The following is a 15,976-nucleotide window of genomic DNA, read 5'->3' as shown; positions in this document are numbered from 1 at the left end:
TCAGACCGCCTCCCGCTCCCGCAGGTCGTCGGCCACGGCGACCGCCGCCCGTACCAGGGCCGCCGTCGCTCTCGAGCGGGACTGCTGCGGCCAGGCGACGGCCAGGACGGCGGGCGGCGCGTCCCTGACGGGGCGGTAGGCGACGCCCGGTCGGGGATAGCGGTCGGCGACGGACGCGGGGAGCAGCGCGACGAGGTCGCTCAGGCCGACGAGGGTGAGGAGCTGGGCGAGGTCATGGCCCTTGCCGCGGACCTCGTCGATGTAGCGTTGCACTTCGTCCGGCCGCAGGCCCAGGTCGGCGAGGCACAGCCCGGCCCGGGCCGCGAGGGGATGGCCCGCGGCGAGGGCGGCGACGCGCGGTTCGGCGCCCAGGGTTTCCGCGTCGAGGCCGGTCCGGTCGTACGGCTCGTAGACCAGGGCGACATCGGCCTCACCCTGGCGCAGCAACCGGGACTGCTCGTGCCACGCGCACAGGCGGACGGTGACCGGCAGCGCCGCCGGGTCCGCCGCGTACCGCGCCAGGACGGCCTCCAGCAGCCCCGCGTCCCCGTCGGCCTTCACGGCCAGCACCAGCTTCGGTTCGGCGGCGGCCGCCCGGCGCGCCCGCCGGCCGGATGCCTCCAACGCCTCCAGCGCGAACCGGGCCTCCGCCAGGAGGACTTCGCCCGCCGGGGTCAGCGCCACGCTGTGGGTGGTCCGCTCGAAGAGCACCGCGCCCAGCTCCGACTCCAGCCGGCGGATCGCCCGGGACAGCGGCGGCGGCGAGATGCCCAACCGCTCCGCGGCACGGGCGAAGTTGAGTTCCTCGGCGACGGCGACGAAGTAACGCAGCGGACGGGACTCCATCGGCCTGCCCCTTCCCTCGGTATTGCTCTGAGGGTAACAAGCGTGAGCCGACCGGTCCTTCAGTTCGGGACGGCCCTGCACCAGGCTCTTGGTCATCCCAGCCAGTCCTGTTCCAGGAGCAGTTCATGATTGTCGTCACCACCCCGACCGGCCAGATCGGCCGTGAGGTCGTCGCCCGCCTCCTCGACGCCCGCGAGAACTCCGTGCCGGTCCGGGTGATCGTCCGCGACCCCGCCGCCCTCGCCCCGCAGGTCCGCGAGCGCGTGGAGGTCGTCCAGGGGTCGCACGCCGACCCCGCCGTACTGAAAGAGGCCTGTCAGGGCGCCGACCGCGTCTTCTGGCTGGTCCCGCCGAACCCTCGCGCCGAGAGCGTCGAGGGGCACTTCCGGGCCTTCACCGATGCCCTGATCGAGGTGACGGGTGCCCAGGGCGTCGAACGCGTCGTGGCCGTCTCGACCCTCGGCCGGGGCGTCGCGAGGAACGCCGGGCCCATCTCGGCCTCCCTGGCCATGGACGAGGCGATCGCCGCCACCGGCGTCCACTACCGGGCTGTGTGCCCGCCCTCCCTGATGGAGAACGAGCTCCGCCAGATCGCCTCGATCCGCGACGCGGGCGTGTTCTCCGCGCCGCTCGTCCCCGACCGCGTGCTGCGCCTGTGCGCCACCCGCGATGTCGCCGCCGTGGCCGCCCGCCTGCTCCTCGACGACTCCTGGAGCGGGCAGGAGGACGTCGCGGTGGTCGGTCCTGACGACCTGACCCCCGAGGGCATGGCCGCCGTCCTCTCCGAGGTGCTGGACCGTCCCGTCCGCGCGGAGTTGGTCACCACCGCGGAGCTCAAGGCGCGGGTGATCCGTTTCGGGGCGAGCCAGGCATGGGCGCAGTCGCTGGCCGACATGGCGGACGCCCAGAACGCCCAGGGCTTCTACGGCTCCGCCCAGCCGACCACCCCCGATCTCGCGCCCACCACCTTCCGCCAGTGGTGCGAGGAGGTGTTCAAACCGGCGGCTCTCCGGCGCTGAACCGCGTTCAACGCTCCAGCAGCATCCGCTGCAGCTCCCGCGCCGCCCGCGGCGGTGCCACGTCGCTGCGGTGGGCGAGGGCGATCGTCCGGTAAAGACCGGGCCGGGCGAGGGGGATGACCCTGAGGCCCCGGCCCGACCGGGCGGCCACCATCCGGGGCACGACGGCCACCCCGAGCCCGGCCCGGACGAACCCGAGCACCGCGTCCATCTCCCCGCCCTCGACCGCGAAGTCCGGCTCGAACCCCTCCGCCCGGCACGCGGCCACGGTGAGTTCGCGCAGGTCGTAGCCGTGCCGGAACATCACGAGCCGCTCGCCCTCCAGATCGGCGATCCGGACCGTACGCCGTCCCTCGCCCGGCTTTGAGGCCTCGGGCGAGGACACGACCACCAGGTCCTCGCGCAACAGCTCCACCGTCGTCAGCGCGGGGGACGGCGTCGGCAGCGGCAGCACCACCAGGGCGAGGTCCAGGGCACCCCGGGCCAGCTGCCGTACGAGGTCGTGCGAGCCGCCTTCCTCGATCAGCAGCCGGATGCCGGGGTAGCGGTCGTGGAAGGCGCGCAGCACGTCCGGCAGCAGACCGGTGCACAGACTGGGCGTCGCCCCCAGCCGCACCCGCCCGCTGCGCAGCTGCACCAGCTCCTGCACCTCGTATCGGGCCGTCTCGGTGTCCGCGAGGATCCGCCGGGCCAGCGGCAGCAGCGCCTCACCCGCGTCGGTGAGCGTGATGTTGCCGCGCGCCCGCTGGAACAGGTCCGCCCCGAGCTCCCGCTCCAGGGCTCTGATCTGCTGAGACAGCGACGGCTGGGCGACATGCACCAGCTCGGCGGCCCGGGTGAAGTGCCGGGTCTCGGCGACCGCCACGAAGTACTGGAGCTGCTGGAACTGCATCCAGCCAGGATAGGCACAGGCTATGGAAACGAGCCGGACCATGTCTTGGACCGATGGGGCCGAACGGCCCTAGCGTCTTGGGACATGGCTCTGGCAACGCGGACGGACCGACGGCCGTCCATGGCGCGTACCGTGTGGGACTCCTCCGTCGGCAAGAAGACGGTGATGGCCGTCAGCGGCGTGATCATGCTGCTGTACCTGGTCGCCCACGTCATCGGCAATCTGAAGATCTTCTTCGGCCCGGAGGAGTTCAACCACTACGCGCACTGGCTGCGCACGGTCGGCGAACCGTTCATGCACTACGAGTGGACGCTCTGGCTGGTCCGCGGCGTGCTGGTCGTGGCCGTGGTCGCCCACGCCACCTCCGCGTACCAGCTCAGCCGCCGCGACATCAGGGCACGGCCCACCCCGTACGTCCACAAGAAGCCGAGGGCGAGCTACGCCACCCGCACCATGCGCTGGGGCGGGATCATCCTCGCCCTGTTCATCGTCTGGCACATCCTCGACCTGACGACCGGCACCGTGCACAGCGGCGGCTTCCAGGAGGGCCACCCGTACCAGAACGTCGTGGACACCTTCTCCACCTGGTACGGCAACGTCATCTACATCGTCGCGATGCTCGCGCTCGGCCTGCACGTCCGGCACGGCTTCTGGAGCGCCGCCCAGACCCTCGGCGTCGGCAGCCGCACCCGCGACCGCGCCCTGAAGACCGTCGCCGACGTCCTCGCGCTGCTGCTCACGGCCGGCTTCGTCGCCGTACCCGTGGGCGTCATGACCGGAGTGGTGAACTGACATGACAACCTTCGTGGAGTACGCGACCGGCGAGCCCCTCGTCGACGGCAAGGCGCCCTCGGGTCCCGTCGACGAGCGCTGGGACAGGCGCCGTTTCGAGGCCAGGCTGGTCAACCCGGCCAACCGGCGCAAGCACACGGTGATCGTCGTCGGCACCGGCCTCGCGGGTGGCTCCGCCGGGGCCACGCTCGCCGAACAGGGTTACCGCGTCGTCCAGTTCTGCTACCAGGACTCCCCGCGCCGCGCCCACTCGATCGCCGCCCAGGGCGGCATCAACGCGGCGAAGAACTACCGCAACGACGGCGACTCCGTCCACCGGCTGTTCTACGACACCGTCAAGGGCGGCGACTTCCGGGCCCGCGAGTCCAACGTGCACCGGCTGGCACAGATCTCCGTCGAGATCATCGACCAGTGCGTGGCGCAGGGCGTGCCGTTCGCGCGGGAGTACGGCGGACTGCTCGACACACGTTCCTTCGGCGGCGTACAGGTGTCCCGGACGTTCTACGCCCGCGGTCAGACCGGCCAGCAACTGCTGCTGGGCGCGTACCAGGCCCTGTCGAGGCAGATCGCCGCGGGGAACGTCGAGATGCACCCGCGGACCGAGATGCTGGACCTGATCGTGATCGACGGGCGGGCGCGCGGGATCGTGGCCCGGGACCTGATCACCGGCAGGATCGACACGTACTTCGCAGACGCCGTCGTCCTCGCCAGCGGCGGTTACGGCAACGTCTTCTACCTGTCGACGAACGCCATGAACTCCAACGCCACCGCCGTCTGGCGGGCGCACCGGCGTGGCGCGTACTTCGCCAACCCCTGCTTCACACAGATCCACCCCACCTGCATTCCGCGCACCGGCGACCACCAGTCGAAGCTGACGCTGATGAGCGAGTCGCTGCGCAACGACGGCCGGATCTGGGTGCCCCGGGCGAAGGGTGACGACCGGCCGCCGAACAAGATCCCCGAGGACGAGCGCGACTACTACCTGGAGCGCGTCTATCCGTCCTTCGGCAACCTGGTCCCGCGCGACATCGCCTCCCGCGCCGCGAAGAACGTGTGCGACGAGGGCAGGGGCGTGGGGCCCGGCGGGCAGGGCGTGTACCTGGACTTCGCCGACGCCGTCGAGCGGATGGGCCGCGAGGCCGTCGAGGCCAAGTACGGCAACCTCTTCGACATGTACCAGCGGATCACCGACGAGGATCCGTACGAGGTGCCGATGCGGATCTACCCGGCCGTGCACTACACGATGGGCGGGCTGTGGGTCGACTACGACCTCCAGACCACGATCCCCGGCCTGTTCGCGATCGGCGAGGCCAACTTCTCCGACCACGGCGCCAACCGGCTCGGCGCCTCCGCGCTGATGCAGGGCCTGGCCGACGGCTACTTCGTGCTGCCGGCGACCATCAACGACTACCTCGCCCGCAACCCGCACCAGGGCGCGGTGACCGACGAACACCCCGTCGTCCAGGAGGTGCTGGCCGAGACCCAGGACCGGCTCAACCTGCTGCTGTCCGTCGACGGCGACCGCACCCCCGACTCCTTCCACCGCGAGGTCGGTGAGCTGATGTGGGAGTTCTGCGGCATGGCCCGCACGGACGCCGGGCTGCGCAAGGCGCTCGAGCGCATCCCGCAGATCCGCGAGGAGTTCTGGCGGCGCGTCAAGGTCCCCGGCACCGGTGAGGAGTTCAACCAGTCGCTGGAGAAGGCCAACCGGATCGTCGACTACCTGGAGCTCGCCGAGTTGATGTGCCTCGACGCGCTGCACCGCGCCGAGTCCTGCGGCGGCCACTTCCGCGAGGAGTCGCAGACCCCGGAGGGCGAGGCCGCCCGCAAGGACGACACCTTCGCCTACGCGGCCGCCTGGGAGTTCACCGGCACCGGCGAGGCGCCCACCCTGCACAAGGAAGACCTGGTCTTCGAGTACGTCCATCCCACCCAGCGGAGCTACGCATGAAGCTCACCCTGCGCGTCTGGCGGCAGCGCGGCGCCGACGCCGACGGCGCCATGTCCACCTACGAGGTGGACGGCATCTCCCCCGACATGTCCTTCCTGGAGATGCTCGACACGCTCAACGAGGAGCTCATCCTCAAGGGCGAGGACCCCGTCGCCTTCGACCACGACTGCCGGGAGGGGATCTGCGGGGCGTGTTCCCTCGTCATCAACGGGGACGCGCACGGACCCGAGCGCACGACCACCTGCCAGCTGCACATGCGGTCCTTCGCGGACGGCGACACGATCGACGTCGAGCCGTGGCGGGCCTCGGCCTTCCCCGTGATCAAGGATCTGGTGGTGGACCGGTCGGCGTTCGACCGGATCATCCAGTCCGGCGGCTACATCACCGCCCCGACCGGCGCCGCGCCGGAGGCACATGCGACGCCGGTGCCCAAACCGGACGCGGACTTCGCGTTCGAGCACGCGGAGTGCATCGGGTGCGGCGCCTGCGTGGCGGCGTGTCCGAACGGCGCCGCGATGCTGTTCACCTCGGCGAAGATCAACCACTTGAACGTCCTGCCGCAGGGTGCGCCCGAGCGCGAGACCCGGGTCCTGGACATAGTGGCCCAGATGGACGAGGAGGGGTTCGGCGGCTGCACGCTGACGGGCGAGTGCGCGACCGCCTGCCCCAAGGGCATTCCGCTGGTGTCCATCACGAGCATGAACAAGGAGTGGCTGCGGGCCACGCGGAAGGTGGCGAAGAGGTAGGGCCACCCGAACAGCGAAGAGACGTTCGCCGAACAGTGCGGACGGGCGGGGCCGGGAGTGGTGCTCATCCCCGGTCCCGTCTGGCTTTCCGGCGACCGCACGAGCGCCTGGCATTCAACATTCCCACATCCCCGCTCTCGGCACCGGTCACGTACACGCCAACCGGGGTCGGGAGAAACAGGGGGAGCGCCACCGTCCCCGATGTGGCCCGTGTCCAGGAGTCAGCCATGACCGGCGTTTCCACGCTCGACCGTCCCCAGCAGTCCACGGCACCCGTCCGCTACACCGTCACCCTGGCCCGCGACGAGGACGACGTACGGGCCGCGCAGCGGCTGCGGCACGACGTGTTCGCCGGCGAGATGGGCGCCCTGCTGTCCTCCCCGCAGCCGGGCCTCGACGTCGACCCCTTCGACGCCTACTGCGACCACCTGCTGGTGCGCGACACGGAGACCGGACAGGTCGTCGGAACGTACCGGCTGCTGCCGCCGGAGCGGGCCGCGGTCGCCGGCCGTCTCTATTCGGAGGGCGAGTTCGACCTGACCCCGCTCGACGCGATCCGGCCCGGCCTGGTCGAGGTCGGCCGCTCCTGCGTGCACCCCGACCACCGCGACGGCGCCGTCATCGGCCTCATCTGGGCCGGCATCGCCCGCTACATGGTGGACCGCGGCCACGAGTGGCTGGCCGGCTGCTGCTCGATCCCGCTCGCCGACGGCGGCGCCCTGGCGGCCGGCACCTGGGACCGGGTGCGGGAGAGGAACCTCGCGCCCGAGGAGTACCGCGTACGACCGCTGCTGCCGTGGGTGCCGCAGGTCGCGCCGCCGGCCGGCCGCGCCGAGCTGCCCGCCCTGCTGCGCGGCTATGTGCGCCTGGGCGCCTGGGTGTGCGGGGAGCCCGCGCACGACCCGGACTTCGGGGTGGCCGACCTGTACGTGCTGCTGTCGATGCGCCGGGTCAACCCGCGCTACCTGCGGCACTTCCTCTCCCTCGTCCCGGCCTCATGAGCGTCTGGCTGCCCGGCGCGCCCTGCACCCCGCGGGCGTGCGTGGAGGCGTCGGTGTCCGCCGCGGCCGTACCGCGCGCCGTACTGCGGCTCGCGGCGGTCGTGGCGCTGATCCTCGCCGGGATCGCGCTGTTGCCGCTCGGCGGGAGGGTCCCCGACGGGCTGGTGAGGCGGTGGAGCCGGTGGATCGTGCGGGCCGCGGGCGTCCGGATCCACCTCACCGGCGCCGCCGCGCCCACCGGCGGACTGCTGCTGGTCGCCAACCACATCTCCTGGCTGGACGTCCCGCTGCTCGCCGCCGTCCGCCCGGCCCGGATGCTCGCCAAGGCCGAGATCCGGCAGTGGCCCGTGGCGGGCGCGCTGGCCGCGCGCGGCGGTGTGCTGTTCATCGACCGCGACCGGCTGCGCGCGCTCCCCGCCACGGTCGCGCGCCTCACGGGTGCGCTGCGGGACGGACAGGCCGTCGCGGTGTTCCCCGAGGGCAGCACCTGGTGCGGTCGCGCCCAGGGCCGCTTCCGCCGGGCCGCCTTCCAGGCCGCCCTCGACGCCGGGGTCCCGGTCCAGCCGGTCCGGATCCGCTACCGGCTCACCGGGGGAGCGGCCACCACGGCGCCCGCGTTCGTCGGTGACGACTCGCTGCTCGCCTCGGTGTGGCGGGTGGTCGCGGCACGCGGACTCACGGCCGAGGTCGAGGTCCCGCCCCCGCTCGGCACGGAGCACCACACCGACCGCAGGACACTCGCCCGTGCCGCCGAGGCCCGCTCACTGGGCCGGACGCGGCCGGGCGGACACCTCGACGGGCGCCGTGACGTGCCGCACGGCGGCCTGGCGGTGCCGGGGCTCGCGGCGGGACCGGCGTGATCGGCCCGGCCGTCGATCGTGGTGTCCGGCCCCGGTCGCCGGTGGAGGGACCCCCTGCTGGGCACGCCCTGCGCGGACGTACGCTGACTTTATGGTGCTTCATCATGCCAAGTCAGAACATATGGGGACAGAGTCGTCGACCGGTGACCATGTCCCCGTGTTCGTCGACTCCTCGGGCCGACGTGCGCTGATACTCCGGCGTACCGGATACGGGCTGGCCGGGTTGGCAGCCGCGTACATGGCGGTGCTGGGGCTGAGCCTGATGGGAGCAACGCCCTTCGCGCCGCAGACGATCCTGCCGGTCCCCGTCCCCGGTGCGGCGGGGCCCGCCGCACCGGAACGGCACCCCCCGGTCCGAGCGCCCTCAGCGCGCGGCGACCCGTCCGCGCCGGTACGCCCGGGGCCGTACGGCCCCGGGACGGCAGCCGGTCCGGGCACCCTCCTCGTCCCGCAGCTCGCGCCACCCGCCCCGCCCGGTGCTCCGCCGTCCGGAAGCCCCCCGCTCACCATCGCGCCGGCACCTCCGGCCGGCGCCGGACCGGAGACACCGACGACCCCGGTGCCACCCTCGCCGGAGCAACCCACGACCCCGGCCGGCGATCCGCCCGCTCCCGCGCCGGAACCCGGCACCGGCGGCACTCCCGCCTCACCGCCACCGTCGCCCGCTCCCGCACCGGAACCCGGCACCGGCGGCACTCCCGCCTCACCCCCGCCGTCGCCCGAGCCCGCACCGGAAACCAGTGACCCGTCCGCCCCACCGTCACCCGAGTCCCCCGCTCCACCGGCGCCCGCTCCACCCGCGCCCACGCCGGAGCCGACCCCGCAGTCGACCGGCCCCTCCGCCCCGTCCGAAGACCCGAGCACGTCTCCGCCCGCCGGCACACCGGTCGCCGAGGCTCCCTGATGCGTCCGCGCCTCCACCGGCCGGTCCGCCGCGCACCGACGTCATCCGGTCCGAGGCGGAGCCGAGCGCGGCTGCCGTCCCGGCATCGCTTCCGCATCGTCGTACCGCTCGTCCTGCTGGCCTTCCTCGTCTCGGTACTCCTGGTCGAGGCGTACACCACCCGGGGCTTCGCCGGTGACCACGTGGGGCGCGGCGCACGATCGGCCGCCGGCGTCCCCCGGGAGGTCACCGAGGGCGGCCCGATCGTCGACACCACCCGTGATCATCCGCGCACCTACCGCGCTCCGGACAAGACGGTGGTCCTGACCTTCGACGACGGCCCCGACCCCACCTGGACGCCTCGTGTACGGGCCGTTCTCGACCACTACGGCACGCCCGGCACCTTCTTCGTCACCGGGCAGCAGGTCGCCCGCCACCCCGGGGTCCTGCGCCGGCTCATCCGCTCCGGCCACGAGATCGGCGTACACACCTTCTCGCACCGGGACCTGACCACCCTGTCCGCGAGCGAGGTCGACCGTGAGCTGGCGCTGACCCAGCTCGCCCTCGCGGGGGCCGCGGGCATCAACAGCTCGCTGCTGCGGATGCCCTACTCCTCGGTCCCCTCCGCCCTGGACGGCCCGGCATGGTCCATGGCCCGGCGGCTCGGCGACAAGGGGTACATCCTGGCGTTCATCGACCAGGACACCAACGACTGGCGGCGGCCGGGCGCCAGGGCGATCGTGGAAGCGGCCACCCCGAGGACGCCGGGCCGGGGCGCGGTCGTCCTCCTCCATGACGCGGGAGGAGACAGATCACAGACCGTCGAGGCGCTCAAGACCCTGATCCCCCGGCTCGAGGCGCAGGGCTACCGCTTCACCACTCTCGCGGACGCCCTCGGCGCCGCCCGTCTCACCGGCCGCGTCGACACGGCGGACCTGTGGCAGGGGCGGATCTTCGTCGCCGCTGTGACCGTGTCCAGGACGGTGGTGTCGGTCGCCGGTGTGCTGCTGCTGGTGGTCGGCTCACTCGTCCTCGCCCGGTGTGCGCTGCTGCTCGTACTGGCCCGTCACCATGCCCGCAGGACCCGGCGCCTGCGTGACGGCCGGGGCGAGCCCGTCACCCGGCCGGTCAGCGTGGTCGTCCCCGCCTACAACGAGAGGCCCTGCATCGCCAAGACGCTCCGCTCCCTCGCGGCCGGTGATCACCCCGTCGAGATCATCGTCGTGGACGACGGCTCCGACGACGGCACCGCGGACCTCGCGGAATCCCTGGCCCTCGAGGGCGTCACCGTCATCCGCCGGCCGAACGGCGGCAAGTCGTCCGCCCTCAACACCGGCATCCTGCGGGCCTCCCACGACCTCGTCGTCATGCTGGACGCCGACACGGTGTTCGCCCCCTCGACCGTGCACCGCCTGGTGCAGCCGTTCGCCGACCCCGGCGTCGGCGCCGTCGCCGGGAACGCCAAGGTGGGCAACCGCCGGCGCCTGCTCGGCCGGTGGCAGCACATCGAGTACGTCATGGGCTTCAACCTCGACCGCCGCGCGTACGACCTGCTGCGCTGTCTGCCCACCATTCCCGGTGCCGTCGGGGCGTTCCGCGCCGCGGCGCTGCGCGACGCCGGGATGATGAGCGGGGACACCCTCGCCGAGGACACCGACATCACCATGGCCTTCCACCGGGCCGGGTGGGAGATCCGTTACGCGGAGGACGCCCTCGCCTGGACCGAGGCGCCGGCCTCGCCGCGGGAGCTGTGGCGCCAGCGGTACCGATGGAGCTACGGCACCATGCAGGCCGCGTGGAAGCACCGTCACGCGCTGCTCGAACGCGGCCATGCGGGCCACTTCGGCCGCGTCGGCCTGCCGTTGCTGGCCGTCTTCCAGATCCTCACCCCTCTCCTCGCCCCGCTGATCGACATCCTGACCGTCTACGGGCTGGTGTTCGGCAACCGGCTCGGCACGATGCTGGCCTGGACCGGGGTGCTGGCGGTGCAGGCCGTCTGCGCCGTCTACGCGTTCCACCTCGACGGCGAAAGGCTCCGGCCGCTCTGGGCGCTTCCGCTGCAGCAGGTCCTCTACCGTCAGCTGATGTACCTGGTTCTGCTCCAGGCGTGCCTCACCGCGATCAACGGCTACCGCCTGCCCTGGCAGCGACTCAAGCGCAGCGGAGAGGTGATGCTGCCTGCCCAGCCGTCAATCCGGGAGCCCTGAGCGTCCGCTGAGCGTCGTGGTGGGATCATGACAGGCCCGACGTCCTGAGGGGAGCGCGCGTGAGAGAGAGTTCGAGCGAGACGGTCCTGGTGACAGGGGGCAGCGGCTTCGTCGCCGCCCATCTGGTGCGACAGCTCCTGGAGCGCGGCTACCGGGTGCACACCACCGTGCGCGGCACGGCGAACGCGGCGAAGGTGGACCCGCTGCGGGCGATGGGCCGGGCGCACCCCGGCCGCCTGGAGATCTTCGAGGCGGACCTGCTGCGGGAGGGCTCCTTCGACGAGGCGATGAAGGGCTGTGCGGTCGTCTTCCACGTGGCGTCGCCCTTTCTCATGCCGGAGAAGATCAAGGACGGCCGCAGGGACGTGGTGGAGCCCGCGCTGCTGGGCACCCGCAACGTGCTCGCGAGCGTGGAGCGGACGGAGACGGTCGGCCGAGTGGTCTTCACGTCCACCGTGGGCGCGGTCTTCGGCGACTACGTCGACGTGCTGGACATGGACGGGCGGGTCCTGTCGGAGAAGTACTTCAACTCCACGAGCACCGTCGAGAACAACCCGTACCACTACGCCAAGACGGTGGCGGAGCGAGCCGCGTGGGAGGCGGAGGCGGCCCAGGACCGCTGGCGCATGGTCTCCGTCAACCCGGGCCTGATCCTGGGCCCTTCCCTCACCCCCGCCTCCGACTCGGGCAGCCTCTTCCTGCTGGACGAGCTCCTCAAGGGCTACTTCTTCTACGGCGCCCCGGACTTCAGCTTCACCACGGCGGACGTACGGGACGTCGCCCTGGCCCACATCGAGGCGGCGGAACGCCCCGAAGCGCACGGCCGTTACATCGTGGCGGCTGAGGAGATGACGTCCTTCCACCAGATGTCCCGCATCCTGCTCGAGCACCACCCGCGAAACCTCCGCCTGCCCCGGACAGCCCTCCCGCACTGGCCCGTTCGCCTTCTCGGCCCGGCCTTCGGGCTCACCCAGGACTACATCCGCAAACACCTCGGCATCCGCTTCCGTGTGGACAACAGCCGCAGCATCGACGAACTGGGCCTCAGCTACCGCCCCGTCGAGGAAACCCTGATCGACCACTACCGGTCCTGGCGCGAGCAGCGTCACCCGGTGCGGTTCTCCCCGTTGACGATCCCGGCCAGCCGCCGGTAGGAGTCCAGCAGCGCCTCGCGGTCGTACGTGCTGGTCGTGACGAGGATCTCCTGGGCACCGGTGTCCTTCAGCACCCTCTCCAGCTCGTCGGCCACCTGCTCCTCGGTGCCCGCGATGTGGCCGCTCAGACCGGACTCGTAGAAGCCGCGCTCCTTCGCGGTCATGGGCCGCCCCTCGACCCGCTCGGCGGGCGGCAGCGGCGGGAAGGTGCCGTGGGTCCGCGAGTACGCCATCGACCAGGCCTCCGGCAACAGGAGCCGGCGGGCCTCCTCGGGCGTGGCGGCCACCGCGACCGTGCCCGAGACGACGACGTAGGGCTCCGACGCCCAGGGGGAGGGGCGGAAGTGGGTGCGGTAGCGGTCGACGCCCTGGCGCATCCGCTCCCGGTCGCGGAGGTCGCCGATGACCATCGGCAGGCCCGCACGGGCCGCGATCAGCGTGCCCTCGCCCATGGCCAGCACGAACGGGGGAACGCTCAGCCCCTCCGCCGGGTACGCGTGCACCCGGCTCGGGGAGGTGCCCCGGAACCAGCCCAGCAACTCCTCCAGCTGGGCCGCGAAGTCGTCGGCGTCGTCCTTGTCCCGGCCGAGCGCCCTGCGCACACCGTCGGTGAAGCCCACCGAGCGACCCAGACCCATGTCGATCCGTCCCGGGAAGAGGGACTCCAGCACGCCGAACTGCTCGGCCACGACCAGCGGCCGGTGGTTGGGCAGCATCACCCCGCCGGTGCCGACCCGGATCGTGCGTGTCGCCCCCGCCGCGGCGGCCGCGAGGACGGTGGGCGCGGAACCCGCGACGCCGGGCACACCGTGGTGCTCCGAGACCCAGAACCGGTGATAGCCGAGCCGCTCGGCCTCCCGCGCCAGCGCCACGGTGTCCCGCAGCGCCTGCGCGCCGGTGTGGCCCTCGCGGATGCGGGAGCGGTCGAGGACGGAGAAGCGGGCAGAGGCGATCGCGGAGCTCATACGAGGTTCAACACCTGACGGCCCACGGGATTCCTCGCGGGCCGCTCGGCTCCCTGTTTAGGGTGGAGGGCGTGACCGACAGCAGCAGGCGGCCGCTCGCCGTGTTCGATCTGGACAACACCCTCGCCGACACGGCCCATCGGCAGCGGTTCCTGGAGCGCAGGCCGCGCGACTGGGACGCGTTCTTCGCCGCCGCGCCCCAGGACCCGCCGATTCCGCAGGGCATCGCGCTGGTGCTGGAGAGCGCCGAGGAGTGCGAGATCGTCTACCTGACCGGACGGCCCGAGCGCTGCCGGCGCGACACGAAGGAGTGGCTCGCCGCGCACGGACTGCCCGAGGGGCGCGTGTACATGCGGCGCGACGACGACCGCCGGCCCGCCCGGCGCACCAAGCTGGAGATCCTGCGCCGGCTCGCCCGGGACCGGGAGGTGCGGGTCCTGGTGGACGACGACGTGCTGGTGTGCGAGGACGCCGAACGGGCGGGGTTCACGGTCGTGCGGGCGCGCTGGACGGCGCCGTCGCCGGAACTGCGCGAGGCGCAGGAGCGGGAGGGCCGTACCTGAGGCGCTTCGAAAGCGGCGTCGCGGGCCGGACGCGGGACTTTCGAAACACACCTCGGGCCCAGCCGGGCGGGTACCCGGCGGGCCTCGGTGGTCAGTCCGTCTCGTCCAGGCGGAAGCCCACCTTCAGGCCCACCTGCCAGTGTGCGATGTCGCCGTTCTCGATCTGCCCGCGCACCTGCGTCACCTCGAACCAGTCCAGGTTGCGCAGCGTCTGCGAGGCGCGGCCTATGCCGTTGCGGACGGCCTGGTCGACGCCCTCCGGCGAGGTGCCGACGATCTCCGTGACCCGGTAGGTGTGGTTCGACATCAGGTGCTCCTCTCAGCCGTGACGGCGTCGTCACGTCGTCACACGTCACTCCACCGTGCCCCAACCCGCGCCGCGTCGCCATGCCACACGGTGCCACGCACCGCCATAAAAGACTATTTTCTTACCCATGCAGTGATATAAGGATCATGTGAGGAATCTGATCTGCGACTGGGGGTTTGAAGGAGACCATGCGGCGGTTCAGGATCGCGATGTCCCGACAGGCGCCGATTCCCGTGGCGCGTCACCCCATCCACCGTGAGAAGACCCGGGCCCACTGGTACGGCCCCTTCTCCGTCTGTGTGGACCTGCTGGCCGCGGCCCTGCCGGTCACGGCGACGATCGTGGAGGTCCATGAGCCCCATCCCCTGCGCCTGGCGGCCGCCGCTGCCCTGCTGTGGCCGCTGATCGGGGTGGTGAGCAAGCGTTACACACCCCTGGCCTGGGGCGACGGAGGCGGTCTGCGGGCCGTCGTACGGGACTGGCTGGTCCTGGTCGGCGCCCTGGCGACGCTGCGCGTGGTCTGCGGACTGAACAGTGTGCCCGCCGAGGCGTTCACGGCGCTCATCCCCGCCCTGGTGTGCACGGGCGTCTGCCAGAAGGCGATCCACCGTCATCTGCTGGCCGCCCGCCGCAACGCGCGCTCCCTGCGCCACGTCCTGGTCGTCGGCGAGGCCTCGGCACTCGACGCGGTGGTCGGGCAGCTCGCCCAGCGCACCGACCACGAGTACGTCATCGTCGGCGCCTGCCCGGTGGGCGAGGGCGAGCTGAACTCCGGGGTACCGGTGTGCGTACGGCTGCCCTGCGAGACGCCCGAGACCCCCGAGACCGACGCCGCCGTCGTCCTCGGCGCGGCCGACGAACTCGGGGCCGACCTGGTCTTCGTGGCGCCGGGACCGTACCTGTCGGGAGAGCGGATGCGCCGGCTGTCCTGGGCGCTGTACGACCGGGGCCGCTCGCTCATGGTGCTGCCCGGCATCACCGACGTGGCACGTCGGCGGGTGCGGCTGACCTCGGCGGCCGGACTCACCCTGCTGCACATCGCCCCGCCCCTGCAGCGTGGTGCGCACACCGTCGCGAAGTCGGTGGTGGACCGGGCGGGCGCCCTGCTGCTGATCCTCCTGCTCTCACCGCTGCTGCTCCTGCTGGCGTTGGCAGTCCGGCTCGGCTCACCGGGCCCGGTCCTGTACCGGCAGACCCGGGTCGGCCGGCACGGCATGCGGTTCGCCATGTGGAAGTTCCGCACCATGGTGGTCGACGCGGACCGGCTCAAGAGCGGTCTGGAGGCGCAGAACGAGAACGACGGACACATGTTCAAGATGCGCCGGGACCCCCGGGTCACCCCCGTCGGGCGGATCCTGCGCCGCTACTCGCTGGACGAGCTGCCCCAGTTGTTCAACATCCTCTTCGGCCACATGTCCCTGGTGGGGCCGCGCCCGCCGCTGCCCGAGGAGGTCGTCAAGTACAACGGCGTCGAGATGCGCCGGCTCAACGTCAGGCCGGGCCTGACCGGCCTGTGGCAGGTGAGCGGACGCTCGGACCTGTCCTGGCGCGAGACGGTCGCGCTCGACCTGCGCTACGTCGACAACTGGTCGCTGTCCGGGGACGTGCACGTCATGGCCCGCACCGTACGTGCGGTGCTGGACGGCCAGGGAGCGTACTGAGGACGGATGCGGCCCCCGGGGCCCGGCCCCGCCGGCCCGGGCCCCGGGGGCCGCATCCGCCATCCGGGCAGGTCTGCCGCCAACACGGCGTCATCGCGGGGGATCCGTCCCTCCGGGCGTGAAGGATCG

At 72.2% G+C, this 15,976-nt stretch carries 14 protein-coding genes; 10 read left to right on the top strand and 4 right to left on the bottom strand.

Annotated elements, in window-relative coordinates:
- On the bottom strand, positions 1 to 846 hold the full coding sequence (locus ACIBVL_RS08200; RefSeq protein ID WP_399093747.1) for a LysR family transcriptional regulator: 846 nt from the start codon (positions 844 to 846) through the stop codon (positions 1 to 3).
- Between the two features lie 125 nt (positions 847 to 971).
- Here ACIBVL_RS08200 and ACIBVL_RS08195 point away from each other — a divergent pair, with 125 nt between their 5' ends.
- Positions 972 to 1,865, top strand: a complete 894-nt coding sequence (locus tag ACIBVL_RS08195) for an NAD(P)H-binding protein (RefSeq protein ID WP_399093744.1) — start codon at positions 972 to 974, stop codon at positions 1,863 to 1,865.
- 7 nt (positions 1,866 to 1,872) lie between these two features.
- Here ACIBVL_RS08195 and ACIBVL_RS08190 read toward each other — a convergent pair whose 3' ends face one another.
- Positions 1,873 to 2,757, bottom strand: coding sequence for a LysR family transcriptional regulator (locus ACIBVL_RS08190; protein WP_399093741.1), 885 nt, complete (start codon positions 2,755 to 2,757; stop codon positions 1,873 to 1,875).
- Between the two features lie 120 nt (positions 2,758 to 2,877).
- Between ACIBVL_RS08190 and ACIBVL_RS08185 the strand changes: the two genes are divergently transcribed.
- From ACIBVL_RS08185 to ACIBVL_RS08155, 7 genes are all read left to right on the top strand, one after another.
- Entirely contained in the window at positions 2,878 to 3,549 is a 672-nt protein-coding gene (locus ACIBVL_RS08185) for a succinate dehydrogenase (protein ID WP_399094839.1), read from the top strand.
- Between the two features lies 1 nt (position 3,550).
- Positions 3,551 to 5,500: a fumarate reductase/succinate dehydrogenase flavoprotein subunit gene (locus tag ACIBVL_RS08180; RefSeq protein ID WP_399093738.1), complete on the top strand. Its 1,950-nt coding sequence runs from the start codon at positions 3,551 to 3,553 to the stop codon at positions 5,498 to 5,500.
- Positions 5,497 to 6,246: a succinate dehydrogenase/fumarate reductase iron-sulfur subunit gene (locus ACIBVL_RS08175; protein ID WP_399093735.1), complete on the top strand. Its 750-nt coding sequence runs from the start codon at positions 5,497 to 5,499 to the stop codon at positions 6,244 to 6,246. Before ACIBVL_RS08180 ends, ACIBVL_RS08175 begins: the two co-directional genes overlap by 4 nt.
- Before the next feature lie 227 nt (positions 6,247 to 6,473).
- A complete protein-coding gene (locus ACIBVL_RS08170) occupies positions 6,474 to 7,247 on the top strand; it encodes a GNAT family N-acetyltransferase (protein ID WP_399093732.1) in 774 nt (257 codons plus the stop codon).
- On the top strand, positions 7,244 to 8,107 hold the full coding sequence (locus ACIBVL_RS08165) for a lysophospholipid acyltransferase family protein (protein WP_399093729.1): 864 nt from the start codon (positions 7,244 to 7,246) through the stop codon (positions 8,105 to 8,107). The genes ACIBVL_RS08170 and ACIBVL_RS08165 overlap by 4 nt, the downstream gene beginning before the upstream one ends.
- Before the next feature lie 903 nt (positions 8,108 to 9,010).
- On the top strand, positions 9,011 to 11,197 hold the full coding sequence (locus tag ACIBVL_RS08160; protein ID WP_399093726.1) for a bifunctional polysaccharide deacetylase/glycosyltransferase family 2 protein: 2,187 nt from the start codon (positions 9,011 to 9,013) through the stop codon (positions 11,195 to 11,197).
- 59 nt (positions 11,198 to 11,256) lie between these two features.
- Positions 11,257 to 12,351 (top strand): NAD-dependent epimerase/dehydratase family protein, encoded by a 1,095-nt coding sequence (locus tag ACIBVL_RS08155; RefSeq protein WP_399093722.1) that lies wholly within the window; start codon positions 11,257 to 11,259, stop codon positions 12,349 to 12,351.
- Here ACIBVL_RS08155 and ACIBVL_RS08150 read toward each other — a convergent pair.
- Positions 12,303 to 13,316, bottom strand: coding sequence for an LLM class flavin-dependent oxidoreductase (locus tag ACIBVL_RS08150; protein ID WP_399093719.1), 1,014 nt, complete (start codon positions 13,314 to 13,316; stop codon positions 12,303 to 12,305). The genes ACIBVL_RS08155 and ACIBVL_RS08150 overlap by 49 nt on opposite strands.
- Before the next feature lie 71 nt (positions 13,317 to 13,387).
- Between ACIBVL_RS08150 and ACIBVL_RS08145 the strand changes: the two genes are divergently transcribed.
- The gene (locus ACIBVL_RS08145) at positions 13,388 to 13,879 is read left to right on the top strand and encodes a hypothetical protein (protein WP_399093716.1); all 492 of its coding nucleotides are present in this window, start codon (positions 13,388 to 13,390) and stop codon (positions 13,877 to 13,879) included.
- A 91-nt stretch (positions 13,880 to 13,970) separates the two neighbouring features.
- On the opposite strand, the gene ACIBVL_RS08140 is transcribed toward ACIBVL_RS08145, so the two are convergent.
- Positions 13,971 to 14,186: a dodecin gene (locus tag ACIBVL_RS08140; RefSeq protein WP_399093713.1), complete on the bottom strand. Its 216-nt coding sequence runs from the start codon at positions 14,184 to 14,186 to the stop codon at positions 13,971 to 13,973.
- A gap of 299 nt (positions 14,187 to 14,485) precedes the next feature.
- Here ACIBVL_RS08140 and ACIBVL_RS08135 point away from each other — a divergent pair, with 299 nt between their 5' ends.
- Complete coding sequence (locus tag ACIBVL_RS08135; RefSeq protein ID WP_399094836.1) at positions 14,486 to 15,847, top strand: sugar transferase; 1,362 nt, start codon at positions 14,486 to 14,488, stop codon at positions 15,845 to 15,847.
- Positions 15,848 to 15,976 lie beyond the last annotated feature (129 nt).

The sequence above is a fragment of the Streptomyces sp. NPDC049687 genome (assembly GCF_044465285.1).
Classification (GTDB): domain Bacteria; phylum Actinomycetota; class Actinomycetes; order Streptomycetales; family Streptomycetaceae; genus Streptomyces.
Note: the sequence above shows the minus strand (reverse complement) of the source record. Positions and strands in the feature narration are given on the sequence as shown.